The 16,520-nt window shown below is 42.3% G+C and carries 17 protein-coding genes; 9 read left to right on the top strand and 8 right to left on the bottom strand.

Annotated elements, in window-relative coordinates:
• Nucleotides 1–28: 28 nt before the first annotated feature.
• On the bottom strand, nt 29–787 hold the full coding sequence (locus tag H6G14_RS11420) for a hypothetical protein (RefSeq protein ID WP_190567532.1): 759 nt from the start codon (nt 785–787) through the stop codon (nt 29–31).
• 272 nt (nt 788–1,059) lie between these two features.
• Here H6G14_RS11420 and hemE point away from each other — a divergent pair, with 272 nt between their 5' ends.
• Both hemE and H6G14_RS11410 read left to right on the top strand, forming a co-directional pair.
• Nucleotides 1,060–2,112, top strand: coding sequence for a uroporphyrinogen decarboxylase (gene hemE / locus H6G14_RS11415; protein WP_190567531.1), 1,053 nt, complete (start codon nt 1,060–1,062; stop codon nt 2,110–2,112).
• Between the two features lie 264 nt (nt 2,113–2,376).
• A complete protein-coding gene (locus tag H6G14_RS11410; protein ID WP_190567530.1) occupies nt 2,377–3,336 on the top strand; it encodes an NAD-dependent epimerase/dehydratase family protein in 960 nt (319 codons plus the stop codon).
• A gap of 8 nt (nt 3,337–3,344) precedes the next feature.
• On the opposite strand, the gene H6G14_RS11405 is transcribed toward H6G14_RS11410, so the two are convergent.
• The 4 genes from H6G14_RS11405 to H6G14_RS11390 form a co-directional block, all read right to left on the bottom strand.
• Nucleotides 3,345–3,923 carry a Uma2 family endonuclease gene (locus H6G14_RS11405; protein ID WP_190567529.1) on the bottom strand — a complete coding sequence of 193 codons (579 nt, stop codon included), beginning with the start codon at nt 3,921–3,923 and terminating at the stop codon, nt 3,345–3,347.
• An 82-nt stretch (nt 3,924–4,005) separates the two neighbouring features.
• Nucleotides 4,006–4,854: a sulfite exporter TauE/SafE family protein gene (locus H6G14_RS11400; RefSeq protein ID WP_190567528.1), complete on the bottom strand. Its 849-nt coding sequence runs from the start codon at nt 4,852–4,854 to the stop codon at nt 4,006–4,008.
• Nucleotides 4,855–4,856: 2 nt separating this feature from the next.
• Complete coding sequence (locus H6G14_RS11395; protein WP_190567527.1) at nt 4,857–5,390, bottom strand: rhodanese-like domain-containing protein; 534 nt, start codon at nt 5,388–5,390, stop codon at nt 4,857–4,859.
• 46 nt (nt 5,391–5,436) lie between these two features.
• Complete coding sequence (locus tag H6G14_RS11390) at nt 5,437–6,138, bottom strand: MBL fold metallo-hydrolase (RefSeq protein WP_190567526.1); 702 nt, start codon at nt 6,136–6,138, stop codon at nt 5,437–5,439.
• A 120-nt stretch (nt 6,139–6,258) separates the two neighbouring features.
• On the opposite strand from H6G14_RS11390, the gene H6G14_RS11385 reads away from it, so the two are divergent.
• Nucleotides 6,259–6,633, top strand: coding sequence for an ArsR/SmtB family transcription factor (locus H6G14_RS11385; RefSeq protein WP_190567525.1), 375 nt, complete (start codon nt 6,259–6,261; stop codon nt 6,631–6,633).
• A gap of 225 nt (nt 6,634–6,858) precedes the next feature.
• On the top strand, nt 6,859–8,460 hold the full coding sequence (locus H6G14_RS11380) for a B12-binding domain-containing radical SAM protein (protein ID WP_190567524.1): 1,602 nt from the start codon (nt 6,859–6,861) through the stop codon (nt 8,458–8,460).
• Between the two features lie 103 nt (nt 8,461–8,563).
• On the opposite strand, the gene msrB is transcribed toward H6G14_RS11380, so the two are convergent.
• Together msrB and H6G14_RS11370 are read right to left on the bottom strand one after the other, a co-directional pair.
• Nucleotides 8,564–9,058, bottom strand: coding sequence for a peptide-methionine (R)-S-oxide reductase MsrB (gene msrB / locus H6G14_RS11375; protein ID WP_190567523.1), 495 nt, complete (start codon nt 9,056–9,058; stop codon nt 8,564–8,566).
• 259 nt (nt 9,059–9,317) lie between these two features.
• Nucleotides 9,318–10,511, bottom strand: a complete 1,194-nt coding sequence (locus H6G14_RS11370) for a site-2 protease family protein (RefSeq protein ID WP_190567522.1) — start codon at nt 10,509–10,511, stop codon at nt 9,318–9,320.
• A 508-nt stretch (nt 10,512–11,019) separates the two neighbouring features.
• On the opposite strand from H6G14_RS11370, the gene H6G14_RS11365 reads away from it, so the two are divergent.
• Together H6G14_RS11365 and H6G14_RS11360 are read left to right on the top strand one after the other, a co-directional pair.
• Nucleotides 11,020–11,514, top strand: a complete 495-nt coding sequence (locus H6G14_RS11365) for an NUDIX hydrolase (protein WP_190567521.1) — start codon at nt 11,020–11,022, stop codon at nt 11,512–11,514.
• Nucleotides 11,515–11,616: 102 nt separating this feature from the next.
• A complete protein-coding gene (locus H6G14_RS11360) occupies nt 11,617–12,432 on the top strand; it encodes an alpha/beta fold hydrolase (RefSeq protein ID WP_190567520.1) in 816 nt (271 codons plus the stop codon).
• Here the strand turns inward: H6G14_RS11360 and H6G14_RS11355 are convergent.
• On the bottom strand, nt 12,413–13,300 hold the full coding sequence (locus H6G14_RS11355; RefSeq protein ID WP_190567519.1) for a pantothenate kinase: 888 nt from the start codon (nt 13,298–13,300) through the stop codon (nt 12,413–12,415). The two genes, H6G14_RS11360 and H6G14_RS11355, sit on opposite strands and share 20 nt — an antisense overlap.
• A 109-nt stretch (nt 13,301–13,409) precedes the next feature.
• Between H6G14_RS11355 and H6G14_RS11350 the strand changes: the two genes are divergently transcribed.
• From H6G14_RS11350 to H6G14_RS11340, 3 genes are all read left to right on the top strand, one after another.
• Nucleotides 13,410–15,134 (top strand): diflavin flavoprotein, encoded by a 1,725-nt coding sequence (locus tag H6G14_RS11350; RefSeq protein ID WP_190567518.1) that lies wholly within the window; start codon nt 13,410–13,412, stop codon nt 15,132–15,134.
• Nucleotides 15,134–15,919 carry an Rpn family recombination-promoting nuclease/putative transposase gene (locus tag H6G14_RS11345; RefSeq protein WP_190567517.1) on the top strand — a complete coding sequence of 262 codons (786 nt, stop codon included), beginning with the start codon at nt 15,134–15,136 and terminating at the stop codon, nt 15,917–15,919. Before H6G14_RS11350 ends, H6G14_RS11345 begins: the two co-directional genes overlap by 1 nt.
• A gap of 163 nt (nt 15,920–16,082) precedes the next feature.
• Nucleotides 16,083–16,514 (top strand): hypothetical protein, encoded by a 432-nt coding sequence (locus H6G14_RS11340; protein WP_190567516.1) that lies wholly within the window; start codon nt 16,083–16,085, stop codon nt 16,512–16,514.
• The last annotated feature ends 6 nt before the right edge of the window (nt 16,515–16,520 follow it).

The raw sequence follows: 16,520 nt of genomic DNA, 5'->3' as shown, positions 1-16,520 counted from the left end.
CTGTACTCTAGATCCAGCAAATAGCCACTTAGGATGAGCTAGTAATTCCGATTTTCCGATGTGAGTTTTTTCTTAAACTACATAAGCCAATTGCCGGGATAATTCCTAGAATAATAGCGGTAAATCCTTGTTGACTCCAATACAATATAGGAGTTCGGTAATTTTCGGGAAATAAATTTTGCCCCAAAGAAAGCAACCAAACCAACAAACTGATACACAAAAAAGAAATGGAAGGGAAAAAAGTCCACCACCAGGATTTAGCTGTATAGCGTCGTAGAACTAACCATTGAAACAATCCCAGCCAAATTCCGGAAAAAATGTATAAAAATGTTGACAAAAAAGCCAAGATAACGGTTATTTCTAAGGTTAAACTTTCCTGGAGGGAAGTTGCAATAGATGAAATATAATGAGCCCAACCACTCGCCACACTATGGGCAATCAACCAACCTATGCTGGTAGCCATTAGCCACAAGCGCCCAGAAATATAACGGCGAATAACTAAAGCTTGATCGGCAGCAAAAACTACAGCAAACACAACATTACTTAGTAATTTTACCCAAAAACTCCAGGTTTCTGGTGCAGAAGCAAAAGCATTCGGTAAGCTTTCCCAGAGAATTTTTTCTAAAGCGATACTGGCAATACCACCTACAACCCAGCCCATAATAGTCATCAAGGTAAATTGCAGAAAGAATATCCGACGTTGGGAACGTGGTATCAATAACTTACTTACGTAAGCATTAGTGTTAGCTGATGCAACACGAGGTGAGCTATGGAAATTGGTTGGCATATTAAGTTTAGTAAAGCTATGAAAAAAGGCAGAAGCTAAAAGACAGAGGACAGAATTTGACTAAAGATGTTTATAACTCAACTACTGAATTTCCCTTTTATTCAGCGTTTTCAAGTTATTTTGACTTGAGCAAACAAGCAATACTAAACCGCAAATTTATTTCCCACCTCCTGCTTCCTGCCTCCTGCGCCCTACCTCCCTTTGATAAAGCGTAATCCCAGAATGATAAGCTAAACAGTGACATAAAAAAGTGACTTAGGATGAAGTGTTAAATGGGTGTTACTTCAACGGCTCCTCACCTTTTGCGGGCTGCTCGTGGTGAAATTGTAGATCGTCCCCCTGTATGGATGATGCGCCAAGCAGGACGATACATGAAAGCATATCGGGATTTAAGGGAAAAGTATCCTTCATTTCGCGATCGCTCTGAAATTCCAGAGGTAGCGATTGAAGTTTCCCTGCAACCTTGGAAAGCTTTCCAGCCAGACGGAGTAATTTTATTTTCCGATATTGTCACCCCCTTGCCAGGCTTAGGGATTGAAATGGACATTGCGGAAGGTAAAGGCCCCATCATTCATGCGCCCATTCGCACTCAAGCACAAATTGAACAACTGCGTCCCTTAGAACCAGAAGCAGCTTTACCGTTCATTAAAACCATATTGCAGGCTTTACGCCAAGAAGTAGGCAATCAATCAACGGTATTGGGCTTTGTCGGCGCGCCTTGGACGCTAGCCGCCTATGCGGTGGAGGGTAAAGGTTCCAAAACCTACTCCATCATCAAAAATCTGGCATTCTCCGAGCCAGCGATTCTGCATCAACTGTTAACTAAATTAGCAGATGCGATCGCCATTTATGCTCGTTACCAAATCGACTCCGGCGCACAAGTAGTACAGATGTTCGACTCTTGGGCAGGACAACTCAGCCCCCAAGATTATGACACCTTTGCCCTACCCTATCAGCAACGAGTATTCCAGCAAATCAAGCAAACCCATCCTGATACACCCTTGATTTTGCTAGTGAGTGGTAGCGCCGGCGTACTAGAACGCATGGGACAATCTGGTGCTGATATTGTCACCGTCGATTGGACAGTAGATATGGCTGATGCTAGAGCCAGATTAGGCAAACAGATGAAAGTACAGGGCAATCTTGACCCTGGCGTACTTTATGCCTCTAAACAGTTTATCCGCGATCGCATCATCGATACCGTTCGCAAAGCTGGTAACTGGGGTCATATTCTCAACCTCGGACACGGTGTACTACCAGACACACCAGAAGAAAACGTCGCCTTCTTCTTTGAAACAGCCAAGCAATTAAATGTTTTGGTGTAGTCAGTTGTCAGTTGTGAGCCAGTGCGGTCTTGGGGGTTTCCCCCATGAGCAACTGGCGAACCCGAAGGGTCAGTTGTCAGTTGTCGGTTGACAGTTGACAAACTCTCTTATTTCCCCTCTGCGCCACCCTTCTCTACGAGAGGCTACGCCAACGGGAACGCTTTCAATGAACTGCGTCTCTGCGTGAACAAATCACACTTAGGAACTTACCATATTTATTAGTTGTCAATTTATCACTACAACTAATAACCAAACTTTTAACACATGACCAAAAAAAGAATTTTTGTGACAGGTGCTAGTGGATGTATAGGTCACTATATTAGCGAAACCTTAATTCAAGAAACAGATTACGAACTATATTTACTAGTCAGAAACCCCAGTAAATTACAAGTAGATACTCATGTTCGTCCGGGTGTCACCATCTTACAGGGTGATATGCAAAATATTAGTCAATTTGCTGATTTATTGTCCACAATTGATATAGCTGTCCTCACTGCAACAGCTTGGGGTGGTGAGCAAACCTTTGATATTAATGTATCTAAAACTATAGAGTTACTTAACTTATTAGATCCAGACCTTTGTCAACAAGTTATTTATTTTTCTACAGCAAGCGTCTTAGATAGTCATAATCAACCACTCAAAGAAGCAGGGGAAATCGGCACAGATTATATCCGGTCTAAATATGAATGCTTACATAAAATATCAGAATTAGGTATTGCCTCCAAAATCACCACAGTTTTCCCCACATTAGTCTTAGGTGGTGATGCTAAAAAACCTTATTCTCATCTCACATCAGGTATCCCCGAAGTTACAAAATACGTTAATTTAATTCGCTTCTTGCAAGCCGATGGTAGTTTCCACTTCATCCACGGCAAAGATATTGCCAGCGTAGTTAAATATTTAATAGTCAATCCTCCTCAAGAAAATACATCACGTAGATTAGTATTAGGTCAAAAGCGTTTAACAGCTAACCAAGCAATAGAACAACTTTGCACCTATCTAGGCAAAAAAATTTCCTTCCGTATTCCCCTATCTTTATCATTGGCAAATCTCATCATAGCCGTCTTTCGCATTCAGATGGCAGATTGGGATAGATTCTGTATGAACTATCGTCATTTCACCTATGAAACCGTGATTAACCCCGATAGCTTTGGCTTGCCAAATTACTGTGCAACGATGAGTGATGTTTTAAAAATTAGCGGTGTTGATAGTTCTAGCCAGTAGTTCTCAATCTATGCAAAAATTGGCTGTAAATTTAAAATAAAACCAGGTAGAACATTTTCCCCAGATAAACTTGTAGGAGATTGTAATACCTGTGGTGCTTGATGAGGACGATAAATTATCACTAGCTTTTCTTTGGGGTTAATTAACCAACCAAGCTGTAAACCATTTGCTAAATATTCCAACATTTTGGCTTGAGTATCTTCTACATCGTCAGTTTCTGAAACCAACTCCACGGCAAAATCTGGACACAAAGGAAGATATTTTTTTCTTTGTTGTGATGTGAGAATATCCCATCTTTCCATCTTGACCCAAGAAGCATCAGGAGAACGAGTTGCACCATTGGGAAGTTTAAAACCTGTAGAAGAATCAAAAGCTTTGCCTAGATTATTCTGACTGTTCCACAGCCATAGTTGACCCAACAAATCAAAATTACGGTTTCCTGTTTCCCCCCCAGTGGGTGACATGATGACTAATTCCCCTTCCGCAGTTAATTCCAAACGCAACTCTTGATTTACAGCCACAATCTGTTCAAATTCTTCATCCGTAAATTTGAGATGAGACGGTAACTGTAATGTTAAAGCAGTCATAATTCATTCCACCCTACTAAAATTCGGCGTTGCGGCAAACCCAGATGCAGTCAAAAAGGAAAGTTTAGCCTCTACCTCTACTTTAAAAAGTATCGTTAATAAATGCCTGCTTTTGTAAGCTAACTTTTGCCGATGCAGCCGACTTTGGTGAACATACGCCACGGTTTTGAAATAATACAAATGCTGCTACTGCTAGGAGAAAATAGCCAAAACTCTTTTGCAATTTAGCCGCAGGAACAAACCTAGTCAAATACGCACCAAGCAAAGTCCCAGCACTAGCAGCGAGTATAAAACTAAATATGAGGTTCCAGTCTAGGGTGATGTGTCCCAGATAACCAAGAAATCCAGCGATCGCATTCATAGCGATAATGAATAAAGATGTGCCAATTGCTGTCTTCATCGGTAATTTAGCGAGTAACACCAAAGCTGGAATAATCGCAAACCCACCACCAACACCAACTAACCCTGTCAAACCACCAACAATAATTCCCTCACTCATCAACCACAACCAGCAACGTTTACAGACTGGCGGCGGATAAGGTAAATCATCATGAGTTGTTTTACTCCCCATACTGTGCTGAATCATGATGATACTAGCCACCAGCATCAACAGCGCAAACAGCAACATCTGTATAGCATCGGTAATAAATGGCAATGTCGCCAACCTAGCACCAAAGAAAGCCCCTAACATTGTCGCCGCACCAAAAATATAGGCGGTTTTCCACCGGATATTTCCTGCACGCCAGTGAGAGATACTTCCTAATAAACTAACTGTACCAACAATTACTAAAGTCATAGCGATCGCATTTTTTGGGGCAATTCCCATGACATATACCAACACAGGTAAAGCCAGCACCGAACCACCCCCACCTAGTAACCCCAAACTAATGCCAATACCAACGGCGAGAAGATGACCAATTATCCAAGTCATATTTACGCCATCCGACGGTTATAAGGTAGTTTCGCCAGTAAATTTCCCATTGCACAGGTATTTGTCACCCCAGCAAACACCAACCCAGCACCAACAAACCCACTCAAAATTAAGAACCAAGGTGAGACAAACGCACCTAATACTGTTCCTAGAAAGACTAAGGAACCTGCAACAATTTGTACTTGTCGCATCAAGCTAATGGGTGCGCTGAGGTTAATTTTTGTGGGTAAACCTGCTGCTTTCCAGGTGGGTAGCCCGCCTTGGAGTTGATAAACGTTGCTAACACCCGCATCTATCAATTTCTGCACAGCTTGATTGGAACGATTTCCTGAACGACAATATAAAACGATGTTTTCACTTTGTGGTGTTACTTGGTCAGCCGTGAAATTAGATAAAGGAAGTAGCTTTGCACCAGGAATATGTTCGGCTGCATACTCCGCCGCTTCGCGCACATCAATTAATAGAACTGTATTTTCTTCCATCCATTGCTGAAGTGTGATTGCATCGATTGCCGTCAAGTTTTTAGTGTTTGTCATCTTTTTTAATTCCTGGTCAACAATACTAATCTCTAAACCCTGATACTCAAGAAGAAGTAATCGCTACATCTCCGCAGCGTTGGTTTGCTGGCACAGCTTCCATAATTTTTTGTGGGTTTGGCAGATTTAAATTACCCATCAACTCGATAAATTCTGAACGACTGCGCCCAACCAATCGCAGATTAAACCTTTTTTCTTCGCCAATTGTGGACACTGTTTGTCCGTGATAATCGTGACCTGGATAAACGAGTGTCGTCTCAGGAAGCGTCCAGAGGTTTTTGGTAATACTGTCGTAAAGTGCAGCAGCACTACCACTTTGAAAATCTGTGCGTCCACAGCCACGAATCAGCAGGGAATCTCCCGTAAGTAAGTGGGTTTTATTGACCAAATAAGCCAAGTGACTATCCGTGTGTCCAGGTGTGGCAATAGCTTCAATGACAACTGACCCGAATTGCAGCACGTCACCAGGCTGCATTTTTTTGTTAGCACAGGTGGCATTTGCACCAAAAGGCACAATGTTCTCACATCCTATTTTTTCACGCAGTTTCCCCGCACCCGTGATGTGGTCAGCGTGGATATGTGTCTCTAAACAGTAGCCAAGTGTCAAATCCAGTTCTGTCAATAACTTCTGGTCACGTTCGACTTGTTCAAGCACTGGGTCAACCAATGCCGCAGTTTTAGTTTCCAAGTCTGCAATCAAATAGGTGTAAGTGCTGGTCTCTGGGTCAAAAAGTTGCCGGAATAACATAGCTTTTGATGAGTAACGTCTCGCTTTTCTACTATACTACTATATAGTAATATAATATTTATGTTTTATAATGCTTTAAGATAAATTGTCAAGAAAAACTATACTGAATCGCTCTTAAGTATGCTCGAATCGTCACCAACTACACTTGCACCAGTAGCTGAGTATTTCAAGGTATTGTCTGAAGTAAGTCGCTTACAAGTATTGTGTGCGCTTAAATCTGGTGCAAAAAATGTGACTGAAATTATAGAAATTACGCAACTCAAACAAGCTAATGTTTCCAAACACCTACAAATTTTGGCGCAGACTGGTATTATCAAACGCCAACCCCAAGGGGTGAGTGTCTTTTATGAAATTGCTGACCCCATAATTTTTGAATTGTGTGAGTTGGTTTGTCAGCGATTGGCACTGCAATTATCAGAAAAATCGCAGCAACTCAAACAACTAGAAAATAGTGCATTAGGGATAAAAGATGGAGTGACCGCACAGCGTGGCTGATACTTAATACATATCATGCTTTTTTAGTCAAGTATGCCTAACTAGAATTTTGCCATCTTCATGGAACACCACCCTGTGAGATCAAGTCCAATACGTAGTGTATTGTTTGAATAATTGCCAAGCAAAAGCATTAACGGTAAACTGAAGCCAATTTAGAAAACAAGTTAATAAGTAATTATTTTTGTTAGCGTGGGATCACAATCACAGCGTGAGGATTGATACAAGATGCGAATTCTACTAGTTTATCCAGTATTTCCAAAAACTTTTTGGTCATACGAAAAAATTCTAGCCTTAGTCGATCGCAAGGTGTTGTTACCACCCTTAGGTTTAGTAACAGTGGCAGCGATTCTGCCCCAGGAATGGGAATTTAAGCTGGTAGACCGCAATATCCGTCCAGTCACCGAAGAAGAATGGGCTTGGGCTGATATCGTCATATTCTCAGCGATGATTGTCCAGAAACAAGATTTACTTGAGCAAATTCAAGAAGCAAAACGGCGGGGTAAGTTAGTCGCCGTAGGTGGCCCCTATCCCACCTCTACACCTTATGATGTGCAGAACGTCGGGGCTGATTTTCTCATTCTTGATGAAGGGGAAATCACCCTACCCATGTTTGTGGAAGCAGTGCAACGGGGAGAAACTTCTGGGACTTTCCGCACCGCAGAAAAGCCAGATGTCACAAGCACACCCGTACCCCGCTTTGATTTACTAGAATTGGATGCCTATGACATGATGTCGGTGCAGTTTTCGCGCGGGTGTCCGTTCCAGTGCGAATTTTGTGACATCATTGTTCTCTACGGGCGTAAACCACGCACCAAAACCCCAGCACAGTTATTGGCAGAGTTAGATTACCTCTACGAATTAGGTTGGCGGCGTGGTGTGTTCATGGTAGATGACAACTTTATCGGTAACAAGCGCAATGTGAAATTGTTGCTGAAAGAGTTGAAAGTCTGGATGGCTGAACATCAATATCCCTTCAAATTTGATACAGAGGCTTCCGTTGACCTAGCGCAAGACCAAGAAATGCTAGATTTAATGGTCGAGTCTGGCTTCTCTGCTGTCTTCTTGGGAATTGAAACACCGGATGAAGATAGCTTACAATTAACCAAAAAATTCCAAAATACCCGCAGTTCCCTAACAGATGCAGTGCAAACCATCATTAAAGCTGGATTGCGCCCAATGGCTGGGTTTATCATCGGTTTTGATGGTGAAAAAGCAGGTGCAGGCGATCGCATTGTTCGTTTTGCTGAACAAGCCGGTATCCCCTCCACCACATTTGCTATGTTGCAAGCCTTACCCAACACAGCATTATGGCATCGCCTGAAGAAGGAAGGACGACTACGGGAAAATAAAGAAAGTAACATCAACCAAACAACGTTGATGAACTTTATCCCCACCCGTCCCCTAGAAGATATTGCCAGGGAATATATTGAAGCCTTTTGTACTTTATACGACCCAGTAAAATACTTAGATCGCACCTATCGTTGTTTCCTCATGTTGGGTGCGCCACGTTACAAAACACCATTCAAAATGCCAGAGTTGGTAGTCATTAAAGCCTTGTTAATTGTCATTTGGCGACAAGGTGTCAAACGAGAAACCCGTTGGAAATTCTGGCATCACTTGTTTAGCATCCTCAAGCATAATCCTGGAGTGGTTGAACATTACATTTCCGCCTGCGCCCACAATGAGCATTTTCTAGAGTATCGCCAAATTGTGCGCGACGAAATTGAAAAACAACTAGCTGAATATCTAGCCCAAGGTGCGGAGAAACCTTATGTTGTCCCTCCTGTAGAGACACAAGAGACAAAAGCTGAGGCTGTTGTTAGTTAAATAGATAGAAAATAGTTAGCGATCGCTTTCTAATTATCACAGATTAGAAGGCGATCGCTTTCATCTTGAATTGGGACTAAGACTAATCTTGCTTGTGCGTCCTTTAGGCAGGCTCAAACTTTAACGATACACCATTCATACAGTAGCGCTTACCTGTGGGTGCAGGGCCATCATCAAACACATGACCTAGATGTCCACCACAACGACTGCAATGTACTTCCACCCTAGTCATAAAAAACGATCTATCGGTAGTAGTAGCAATTGCACCTTCAATAGGTGTAAAGAAACTAGGCCAGCCAGTACCACTGTTAAATTTAGTATCAGATGTAAACAAGGGCTGTCCGCAACCAGCGCAAACATAAGTTCCCTCGCTATATTCCTTATCAAGTGGACTAGTAAAAGCGCGTTCAGTTCCATGTTTTCGCAACACACGAAACTGTTCTGGGGTTAATATTGTTTGCCATTCTTGTTCAGATTTGGCGATTTCAAACTTGGTATTAGAAGCTGCCATAATGCTTGACCTTTGGAAAATATAAGGTGGTAACAAAGCTGTGCCAACTAATGCAGCACCAGTTTGTAAAAAATAGCGTTTTTTCATATGCGCCGGATAGTTTCAATCAATATTAGAAACCGTAGGTGATAGAAAGCAGAGAAGAGGATTAAAAATTGCTTGGTGTCAGTGTTTTATGATGGGCAACTTCTATGATTGTGAGTTTTTAGGGAGTTAGGGCAGTTTCCTGAACGAGAAAACTGCACGTATACAATAATTTTACATTACTTAACATAGCTTTCCCAGCTTGAAAGAGGGTGTATGGGAAAGATATCTTTCATTGACACTGTCTTCTCCATGACACTACTTAATTAATAGACTTGGCAATTACCCCCAATTGCAGCCCCGGCGGATAACTACCCTCTTCTTTGATGCGCTTAATTTCTGCGTCAGTCATCCGCAAACCTAATTTTTGTGCCAATGCTTTGACAATATCTCCCCGGTCAATTACTCCTGCAACAGCGCCAGCCGGAGTAAGTACAGTGACACGCGGTAACTGTTCATTTTCTAGCTTGTTGATGACTTCAGCTATGACAGTTGATTCTGCAACTGTAGGTATTTCTGTGAGGGGATGGGTGATGCTGTGGAGAGTTTGAGTTTCCCATAAGCTTCTTTCCACCAGGCGTAAATCCTCAATGGCGACCATACCGCGATAACGACCATCGGAAGCAGCAAAATAAACTTCTGGGTTGGTAGTTGCCAATAGGTAGGAATCAGCAAAGGAACGTAAGGTCTGGTCGGCATCGATGACGCGAAAATCACGAGTCATAGTATCAGCAGCTGTTACCTTTAGCAAGGTTTCTTGTAATGTGGTTACGCGGTCGTAGCTGTTGGCATTGCGAACTCCAAACCAACCCAACAGCGCAATCCACAAGCCTGTAACTAACTCCCTAGTAAAGAAATCTACCGCAAAACCCAAGGCGATCGCACCATAACCTAAAATTTGTCCGGCTTTGGCTGCCCAATGTACTGCTTGAAAACGATCTCCGGTAATTTGCCAGAGTGCAGCCTTCAACACTTGACCCCCATCTAAAGGTAAACCGGGAATTAGGTTAAATAAGGCAACAATTAGGTTAATTCGTGCCAAATCACCCACCATCAGACTGACCGGACTACTATCAGATACAACAGTACTCCCCAAACGTAAGAGTAAGAATAAGCCAATACTCACCAAAGGCCCAGCAATGGCTACTTGAAACGCTTTACCCGGAGTTTTGGATTCTTCCTCAATGGCGGCAATCCCACCAAACAAAAATAAGGTAATAGAGTTTACTTTAATCCCTTGCGATCGCGCTGCCAAACTATGACCCAACTCATGCAATAACACCGAACCAAATAGCAACAACGCCATAATCAGTCCAGCCGTCCATGCTGTTACCGTTCCCCATTCTTGGTAAGCCACACCAAAGTTCAGTGTTGCTAAACCCAAAATTACAAACCACAAAGGATCTAAAAATAGGGGAATACCAAATAAAGACCCGATTCTCCAATTTGTCTGCATCACATTTTCCTGAAACTAAATATTTTTATTGAATACATCACATATACCATGTGTGTTTTTTTGTATAGGATTTTTCTATTTACTTCATACTAATAGACGGCGTAAACTCACAACTATCTACCAGTAGGGGTAACAAAATCAGCATTTACTATATTGATCTGCCCCAGACTCTAGAATAGACAATGCCACCTAATTGATCATGCACAAAATAGAAAAATACAAATTCTCAGCTATGAGTTACATCAGTTTTAATCTATGGCGATCACCTCATACTATTGCTCTTGAATCCGCCTGATGTATAGCCAAATACAGTAAATTTATTTGTAACTAAAAAGAAAGCTGAATATCCTCAAAAGTTGATATCTTATTATGAGTGTAGTTAAAATATATTTGCCACGCACTAACATATATTCGCATTATAATATATAATACGAAACTCAACTCCTGATGAGTTGAGTTTGTGTGAGTGGTAGACGGTTAAAAAAACTCAACCATACATATTCTTAGATTGAACGTTATTGCTTTTTTTAAATCACCAATCCAATCCACACGTAGTTTGTGGCGTATTGGACAAACGGTATTGGGTATTATATTTCGTCATCCCATTACGGGAACCAGTATCATCCCCATACTATCCGATGGTCGGATTGTATTAATTCGTAGACGAGATGATGGTTTATGGGCATTGCCTGGGGGTATGGTGGACTGGGGAGAAGACATTCCGACGACAGTCCGCCGCGAACTGTTGGAGGAAACTGGCCTAGAATTGACAAAAATTAGGCGTTTGGTAGGTGTTTACTCTTCACCAGACCGCGACCCCAGAATCCATTCGATTTGTGTTGTGGTTGAAGCTGAAGTAGAAGGGAAAATGGACATTCAGGATACCTTAGAAGTTATGGAAATCAAGGCTTTTACCCCTAATTCCCTACCCCAAGGGCCAATGTCTCATGACCATACTCGACAACTACAAGATTACTTAAACGGATTGACAACGCTAGCATAAAAACTTATGTGAAATTTTAGGTGAAAATTAGCGATTGTGGATAAAGTCTGAATATTCTAAGGAAGAATCGAAAGTCCACAGAAAGATAAATACTACGTTAAGATGGATACGCTATTACGTAACGCCCGGAGAAAACTAGCTCAAGGGCTACTATTCTGGCGTGAAGCTGGTGAGGGGATTCCTGTAGTCTTGTTACATGGTGCTTGGCATGAAAGTAGCCAATGGGTGGAAGTTATGGAATCACTTTCACAGAGTTCTCATTGCTTTGCACCAGATTTATTAGGTTTTGGAGAATCAGAAAAACCCAATATTCATTACTCGATTGATTTACAAGTAGAGTGCATAGCTGAGTTTTTCCAAGCTTTAAAGCTAGAAAAAGTCTATCTATTGGGAGATTCCCTTGGTGCTTGGATTGCAGCTAGTTACGCCTTGAAATATCCAGAACAAGTGTATGGGTTAGTTTTGTTAGCACCAGAGGGTGTGCAGATAGAAGGACAATCACAAAATTGTCAGAAAATGCGGCGGTTGGTCAAGCGATCGCCATTATTATTTAAGATAATGCGATCGCTCAGTTTTTTAACTAAAATTTTTGGGCTAGATAAGAAAATAGAGCAAGATTGGCAAACACGCCAAATACTGCTGCAAAACCCTACAGCCACCCAATTATTATTTCAGCGCCAGCAACCAGAAATTGAAGCAGAACTACTGCAAAGTTATCTACCTAAATTAGAAATCCCCGTGTTAGTTTTGCAAGGTGGTAAAGATACGCCAGATGCCCTAGCTAGAAGTCAGGTTTATACTAAACTGATTCCTCAAGCAGAGTTAAAAATTATTGCTCATGCTGAAAGCAATTTACCAGAATCCTGTGTTGGGCTTGTAGTTGGGGAGATTCGAGAGTTTATCCAGGGTCATGGGTGAATATTCTTTGCATACCCCAAAAAATCAGGTTCGGTTCCACTATTAAACGCGCTGCTAGCTCAGGATAGAGAGCTTGGAGGTAATTTAATAGTAAGATGCGATCGCCTCCTTTTATCGCCACCTTCCCATCAGGAAATAGAGACAACCACTCTTCCGTAAAATCCCTCATTCCCGCTATTAAGGTATAAATCACACCGCTTTGGATTGCTTCTGCTGTATTCAGCGCAAAACGTGGAGGTAGAGACTTGATGGCTTCCATCTCTACTTGCGGTAATTGTTCAGTTTTTTGACCTAAACTTGCAAATTGTAAACCCACCCCCGGCAAAATTGCCCCACCAACCAAATTACGTTCACCATCCGCAGCCGTAAAAGTCAGCGCCGTCCCCGCATCAATTACCAACATCGGAAAACCCCAACTCATCCCCGCCCCCCACACAGCCAAAGCCCGGTCAATTCCCAAGGTAGGATATATATTGTTAAGTGGTATCTGGTCTAGAGTAATTACGCGAACATTAGGGTAACTTTGCCAAAGTGCAGTTTGCTTAGGGACGACAGAGGCGATGAAAAGTGGCAGGGGGTGAGACAGCGCGGTCTTGGGGGTTTCCCCCATTAGCGACTGCGAACCCGAAGGGCAGGGGGCAGGGGGCAGGGGGAAAAACGTAAAGAAAATTTCCTTTTCCTCGCTCCCCACTCCTAATTTTGTCTCACCGTTACCTAACTGCTGTATAACTGACTCAGGTAGATATTCTGTATCCCAGGTAAACTCAAGGGATTCGCCCATGAATAAAGCCCAATGTAGCCGGGAATTTCCGATTTCCAAGGCTAACCACTGATTTTCTATGTGTTTTGGAGACTGCTGTGATATCACTTTTTTATATTTTTTAAGTTATCTATAGGTTTTTTAATAAAAATTTACAAATATTCCGTGTCACAATAAGACTAGAGGAATAAATACTCATTGTGTAAAGGAGAGAGTTATGGTAGCACTCACCGAGAAAACTGAAAAACGGCTCACCATACAGACTGCGGAAATTGCTCAAGATACGACAGCAATTCGCTCTCTAGATTGGGAACGCGATCGCTTTGATATTGAGTTTGGTCTGCAAAATGGTACTACTTATAACTCATTTCTCATACGCGGTGAGCAGATAGCCTTAGTCGATACTTCCCATGAAAAGTTTCGTAAACTTTATTTTGATACCCTGACAGGGCTAATTAATCCCACAGATATCAATTATTTGATTGTCAGCCATACCGAGCCAGACCACAGTGGCTTAGTCAAAGATTTGTTACAGATGGCTCCAGATATTACAATTGTCGCCTCAAAAGTTGCCATCCAGTTTCTAGAAGATTTAGTACATCAGCCATTTAAGCGGAAAATTGTTAAAAATGGCGATCGCTTAGATTTAGGTAACGGTCACGAATTTGAGTTTGTCATCGCCCCTAATTTACACTGGCCAGACACCATCTTTAGCTTTGACCACAACACCCAAACCCTATACACCTGCGACGCTTTCGGAATGCACTACTGTTCCGATATTGTCTTTGACGAAGATTTAAAAACCATTGAACCAGACTTTCATTATTATTATGAATGCCTGATGGGGCCGAATGCGCGCTCGGTACTATCTGCCCTCAAGCGCATGGGAGAACTACCAGGCGTGAAAATGATTGCCACTGGTCACGGGCCACTACTCTACCATAACGTTGAGGAACTCACCGGACGTTATCGCACTTGGAGTCAAAATCAAACCAAAGCAGAAACCAGCATAGGTGTATTTTACGTTTCTGAATATGGGTATAGCGATCGCCTAGCCCAAGCAATTATTAACGGTATTACGAAAACTGGTGTGGGTGTAGACGTTGTAGATTTGGGTGCAGCCGTAGATTTACAAGAACTACGCGAACTAGTTGGGCGGTGTACTGGACTGGTAATTGGGATGTCTCCGGCTGCTAGTGCCGCTAGTATTCAAGGCGCACTCAGCACCATTTTAGGGTCTGTTAACGAAAAACAAGCCGTAGGTATATTTGAAACTGGTGGCGGCGATGATGAACCCATAGACCCGTTATTAAGCAAATTCCGCAACTTGGGCTTAACAACCGCTTTCCCCGCCATTCGCATTAAACAAACACCCACGGAAAACACCTACAAACTGTGTGAAGAAGCAGGCACAGATTTGGGACAATGGGTAACACGCGATCGCAGCATCAAAGCGATGAAATCCTTGGGTGCTGATTTAGACAAAGCACTAGGGAGACTGAGTGGTGGCTTGTATATCATCACAGCCAAAAAAGGCGACGTTTCCAGCGCCATGTTAGCCTCCTGGGTAAACCAAGCCAGCTTCAAACCCTTAGGATTTTCCATTGCCGTAGCTAAAGATAGAGCAATTGAATCACTAATGCAAGTAGGCGATCGCTTCGTCCTCAATGTATTAGAAGAAGGCAATTATCAACCACTCATGCGCCACTTCTTAAAACGATTCGCCCCTGGCGCAGACCGTTTTGAAGGAGTCAAAACCCAGCCCGCCGAAAACGGCGCACCCATCCTCGGCGACGCTTTAGCATACATGGAATGCGAAGTCGTTAGCCGTATGGATTGCGGCGACCACTGGGCAGTATACAGCACAGTCTACGCCGGACGCGTTTCCAAACCCGAAGCATTGACAGCCGTTCACCACCGCAAGGTAGGTAATCATTATTAGTGAAACGCGACTCCATTTATTACCAAATTTTCAAGCGATTTCCGGCGTTAATATTTGAACTCGTTGATAATTGCCCCCCACAGGCGCAAAATTATCGATTTGAGTCAGTCGAAGTCAAAGAAACTGCCTTTCGCATTGATGGTGTTTTCCTACCACCAGAAGAAGCGACACCCAAAGTTATCTTTTTTGCAGAAGTTCAATTCCAGAAAGACGAAGCTTTATATCATCGCTTTTTTACCGAGTCGCTAACCTATTTGTACCGGAATCAGTCTCAGTATGATGACTGGTATTGTGTGGTAATTTTTCCAACTCGCAGTCTGGAACCAAGGGACACAATAACTCATCGCATATTTTTAAACAGCGACCAAGTGCAGCGCATTTATTTAGATGAGTTAGGTACTTCTGATACTCTGCCAATCAGCATCAACTTAATGCAGTTAACAATTGCATCCTCTGAAACAATGGCAGAGCAAGCCAAGCAACTAATTCAACGGGTAAAATTAGAAGAAACAGGTAGGCTACCGAAAAACGAAATCATCGAAATTATTACGACAATTGCTGTTTACAAGTTTTCGTCTTTGAGTCGAGAGGAAGTAGAAGCTATGCTAGGAATAACTTTAGAGCAGACAAGAGTATATCAAGAAGCTAAAGCTGAGGGTCGAGAAGAAGGTCGAGAAGAACTGTTGAAAGTTGCTGTCCCACTGTTATTAAAAACTGGGATGAGTGTAGAACAGATTGCTCAACAATTTAATATTGCTGTGGAATCTGTTGAGAAATACAGATAAGATATATCCTGGATGAGTCATGGCGATCGCACTTCACTTAACGCAATAATTAACTAAACAGCCGCCAAGAGCGATCATCATCACATTTGGCGTATAAGTAATATCACCACTAGAATATATACAGACAAATTTTGACGCTATTTAGTCTATTTATAGTGGATGTATGACCCCTGAGAGCTTCTTGATTGCTGTAGCTACCGTATTTTGGACTAAAGCACAGGAGAAAATTGGCGAAAACATTGGTGATGCTTTATGGAATGCTCCTGACAAGTTGATAGAATTACTGCGTCGAAAAAATCAAGCACCATCTCTTACCAGTAATGAACCGCAGCCTTTAGATTACGGTCAAGCAGTGCTGGAACTGAAACAAGCCGCACAAGATCCCGAAATTGCTCAAGCTGTTGTGGATGTGGAAGCAGCAGTTAATAATGACACATCTGAGGCCGCTAAGGAAATTAAAAATAAAGCAGCAGAAATCCAGTCTCAGCCATCAGTAATCAACAACTTTGCGAAGTTAGCAGAGAATCTCACTGTAAAGAAAGGTGGAATTGCTGGTGAGTCAATCACTATTGGGACAGTAATTAATAACAACTGACTACAG

The organism is Nostoc parmelioides FACHB-3921 (genome assembly GCF_014696625.1).
Lineage (GTDB): Bacteria > Cyanobacteriota > Cyanobacteriia > Cyanobacteriales > Nostocaceae > Trichormus > Trichormus parmelioides.
Note: the sequence above shows the minus strand (reverse complement) of the source record. Positions and strands in the feature narration are given on the sequence as shown.

Excerpts from the sequence above, each read along its gene's own strand:
- H6G14_RS11420 (WP_190567532.1), bottom strand. The coding sequence starts at position 787 with ATGCCAACCAATTTCCATAGCTCACCTCGTGTTGCATCAGCTAACACT.
- hemE (WP_190567531.1), top strand. The coding sequence starts at position 1,060 with ATGGGTGTTACTTCAACGGCTCCTCACCTTTTGCGGGCTGCTCGTGGT.
- H6G14_RS11410 (WP_190567530.1), top strand. The coding sequence starts at position 2,377 with ATGACCAAAAAAAGAATTTTTGTGACAGGTGCTAGTGGATGTATAGGT.
- H6G14_RS11405 (WP_190567529.1), bottom strand. The coding sequence starts at position 3,923 with ATGACTGCTTTAACATTACAGTTACCGTCTCATCTCAAATTTACGGAT.
- H6G14_RS11400 (WP_190567528.1), bottom strand. The coding sequence starts at position 4,854 with ATGACTTGGATAATTGGTCATCTTCTCGCCGTTGGTATTGGCATTAGT.
- H6G14_RS11395 (WP_190567527.1), bottom strand. The coding sequence starts at position 5,390 with ATGACAAACACTAAAAACTTGACGGCAATCGATGCAATCACACTTCAG.
- H6G14_RS11390 (WP_190567526.1), bottom strand. The coding sequence starts at position 6,138 with ATGTTATTCCGGCAACTTTTTGACCCAGAGACCAGCACTTACACCTAT.
- H6G14_RS11385 (WP_190567525.1), top strand. The coding sequence starts at position 6,259 with ATGCTCGAATCGTCACCAACTACACTTGCACCAGTAGCTGAGTATTTC.
- H6G14_RS11380 (WP_190567524.1), top strand. The coding sequence starts at position 6,859 with ATGCGAATTCTACTAGTTTATCCAGTATTTCCAAAAACTTTTTGGTCA.
- msrB (WP_190567523.1), bottom strand. The coding sequence starts at position 9,058 with ATGAAAAAACGCTATTTTTTACAAACTGGTGCTGCATTAGTTGGCACA.
- H6G14_RS11370 (WP_190567522.1), bottom strand. The coding sequence starts at position 10,511 with ATGCAGACAAATTGGAGAATCGGGTCTTTATTTGGTATTCCCCTATTT.
- H6G14_RS11360 (WP_190567520.1), top strand. The coding sequence starts at position 11,617 with ATGGATACGCTATTACGTAACGCCCGGAGAAAACTAGCTCAAGGGCTA.
- H6G14_RS11350 (WP_190567518.1), top strand. The coding sequence starts at position 13,410 with ATGGTAGCACTCACCGAGAAAACTGAAAAACGGCTCACCATACAGACT.
- H6G14_RS11340 (WP_190567516.1), top strand. The coding sequence starts at position 16,083 with ATGACCCCTGAGAGCTTCTTGATTGCTGTAGCTACCGTATTTTGGACT.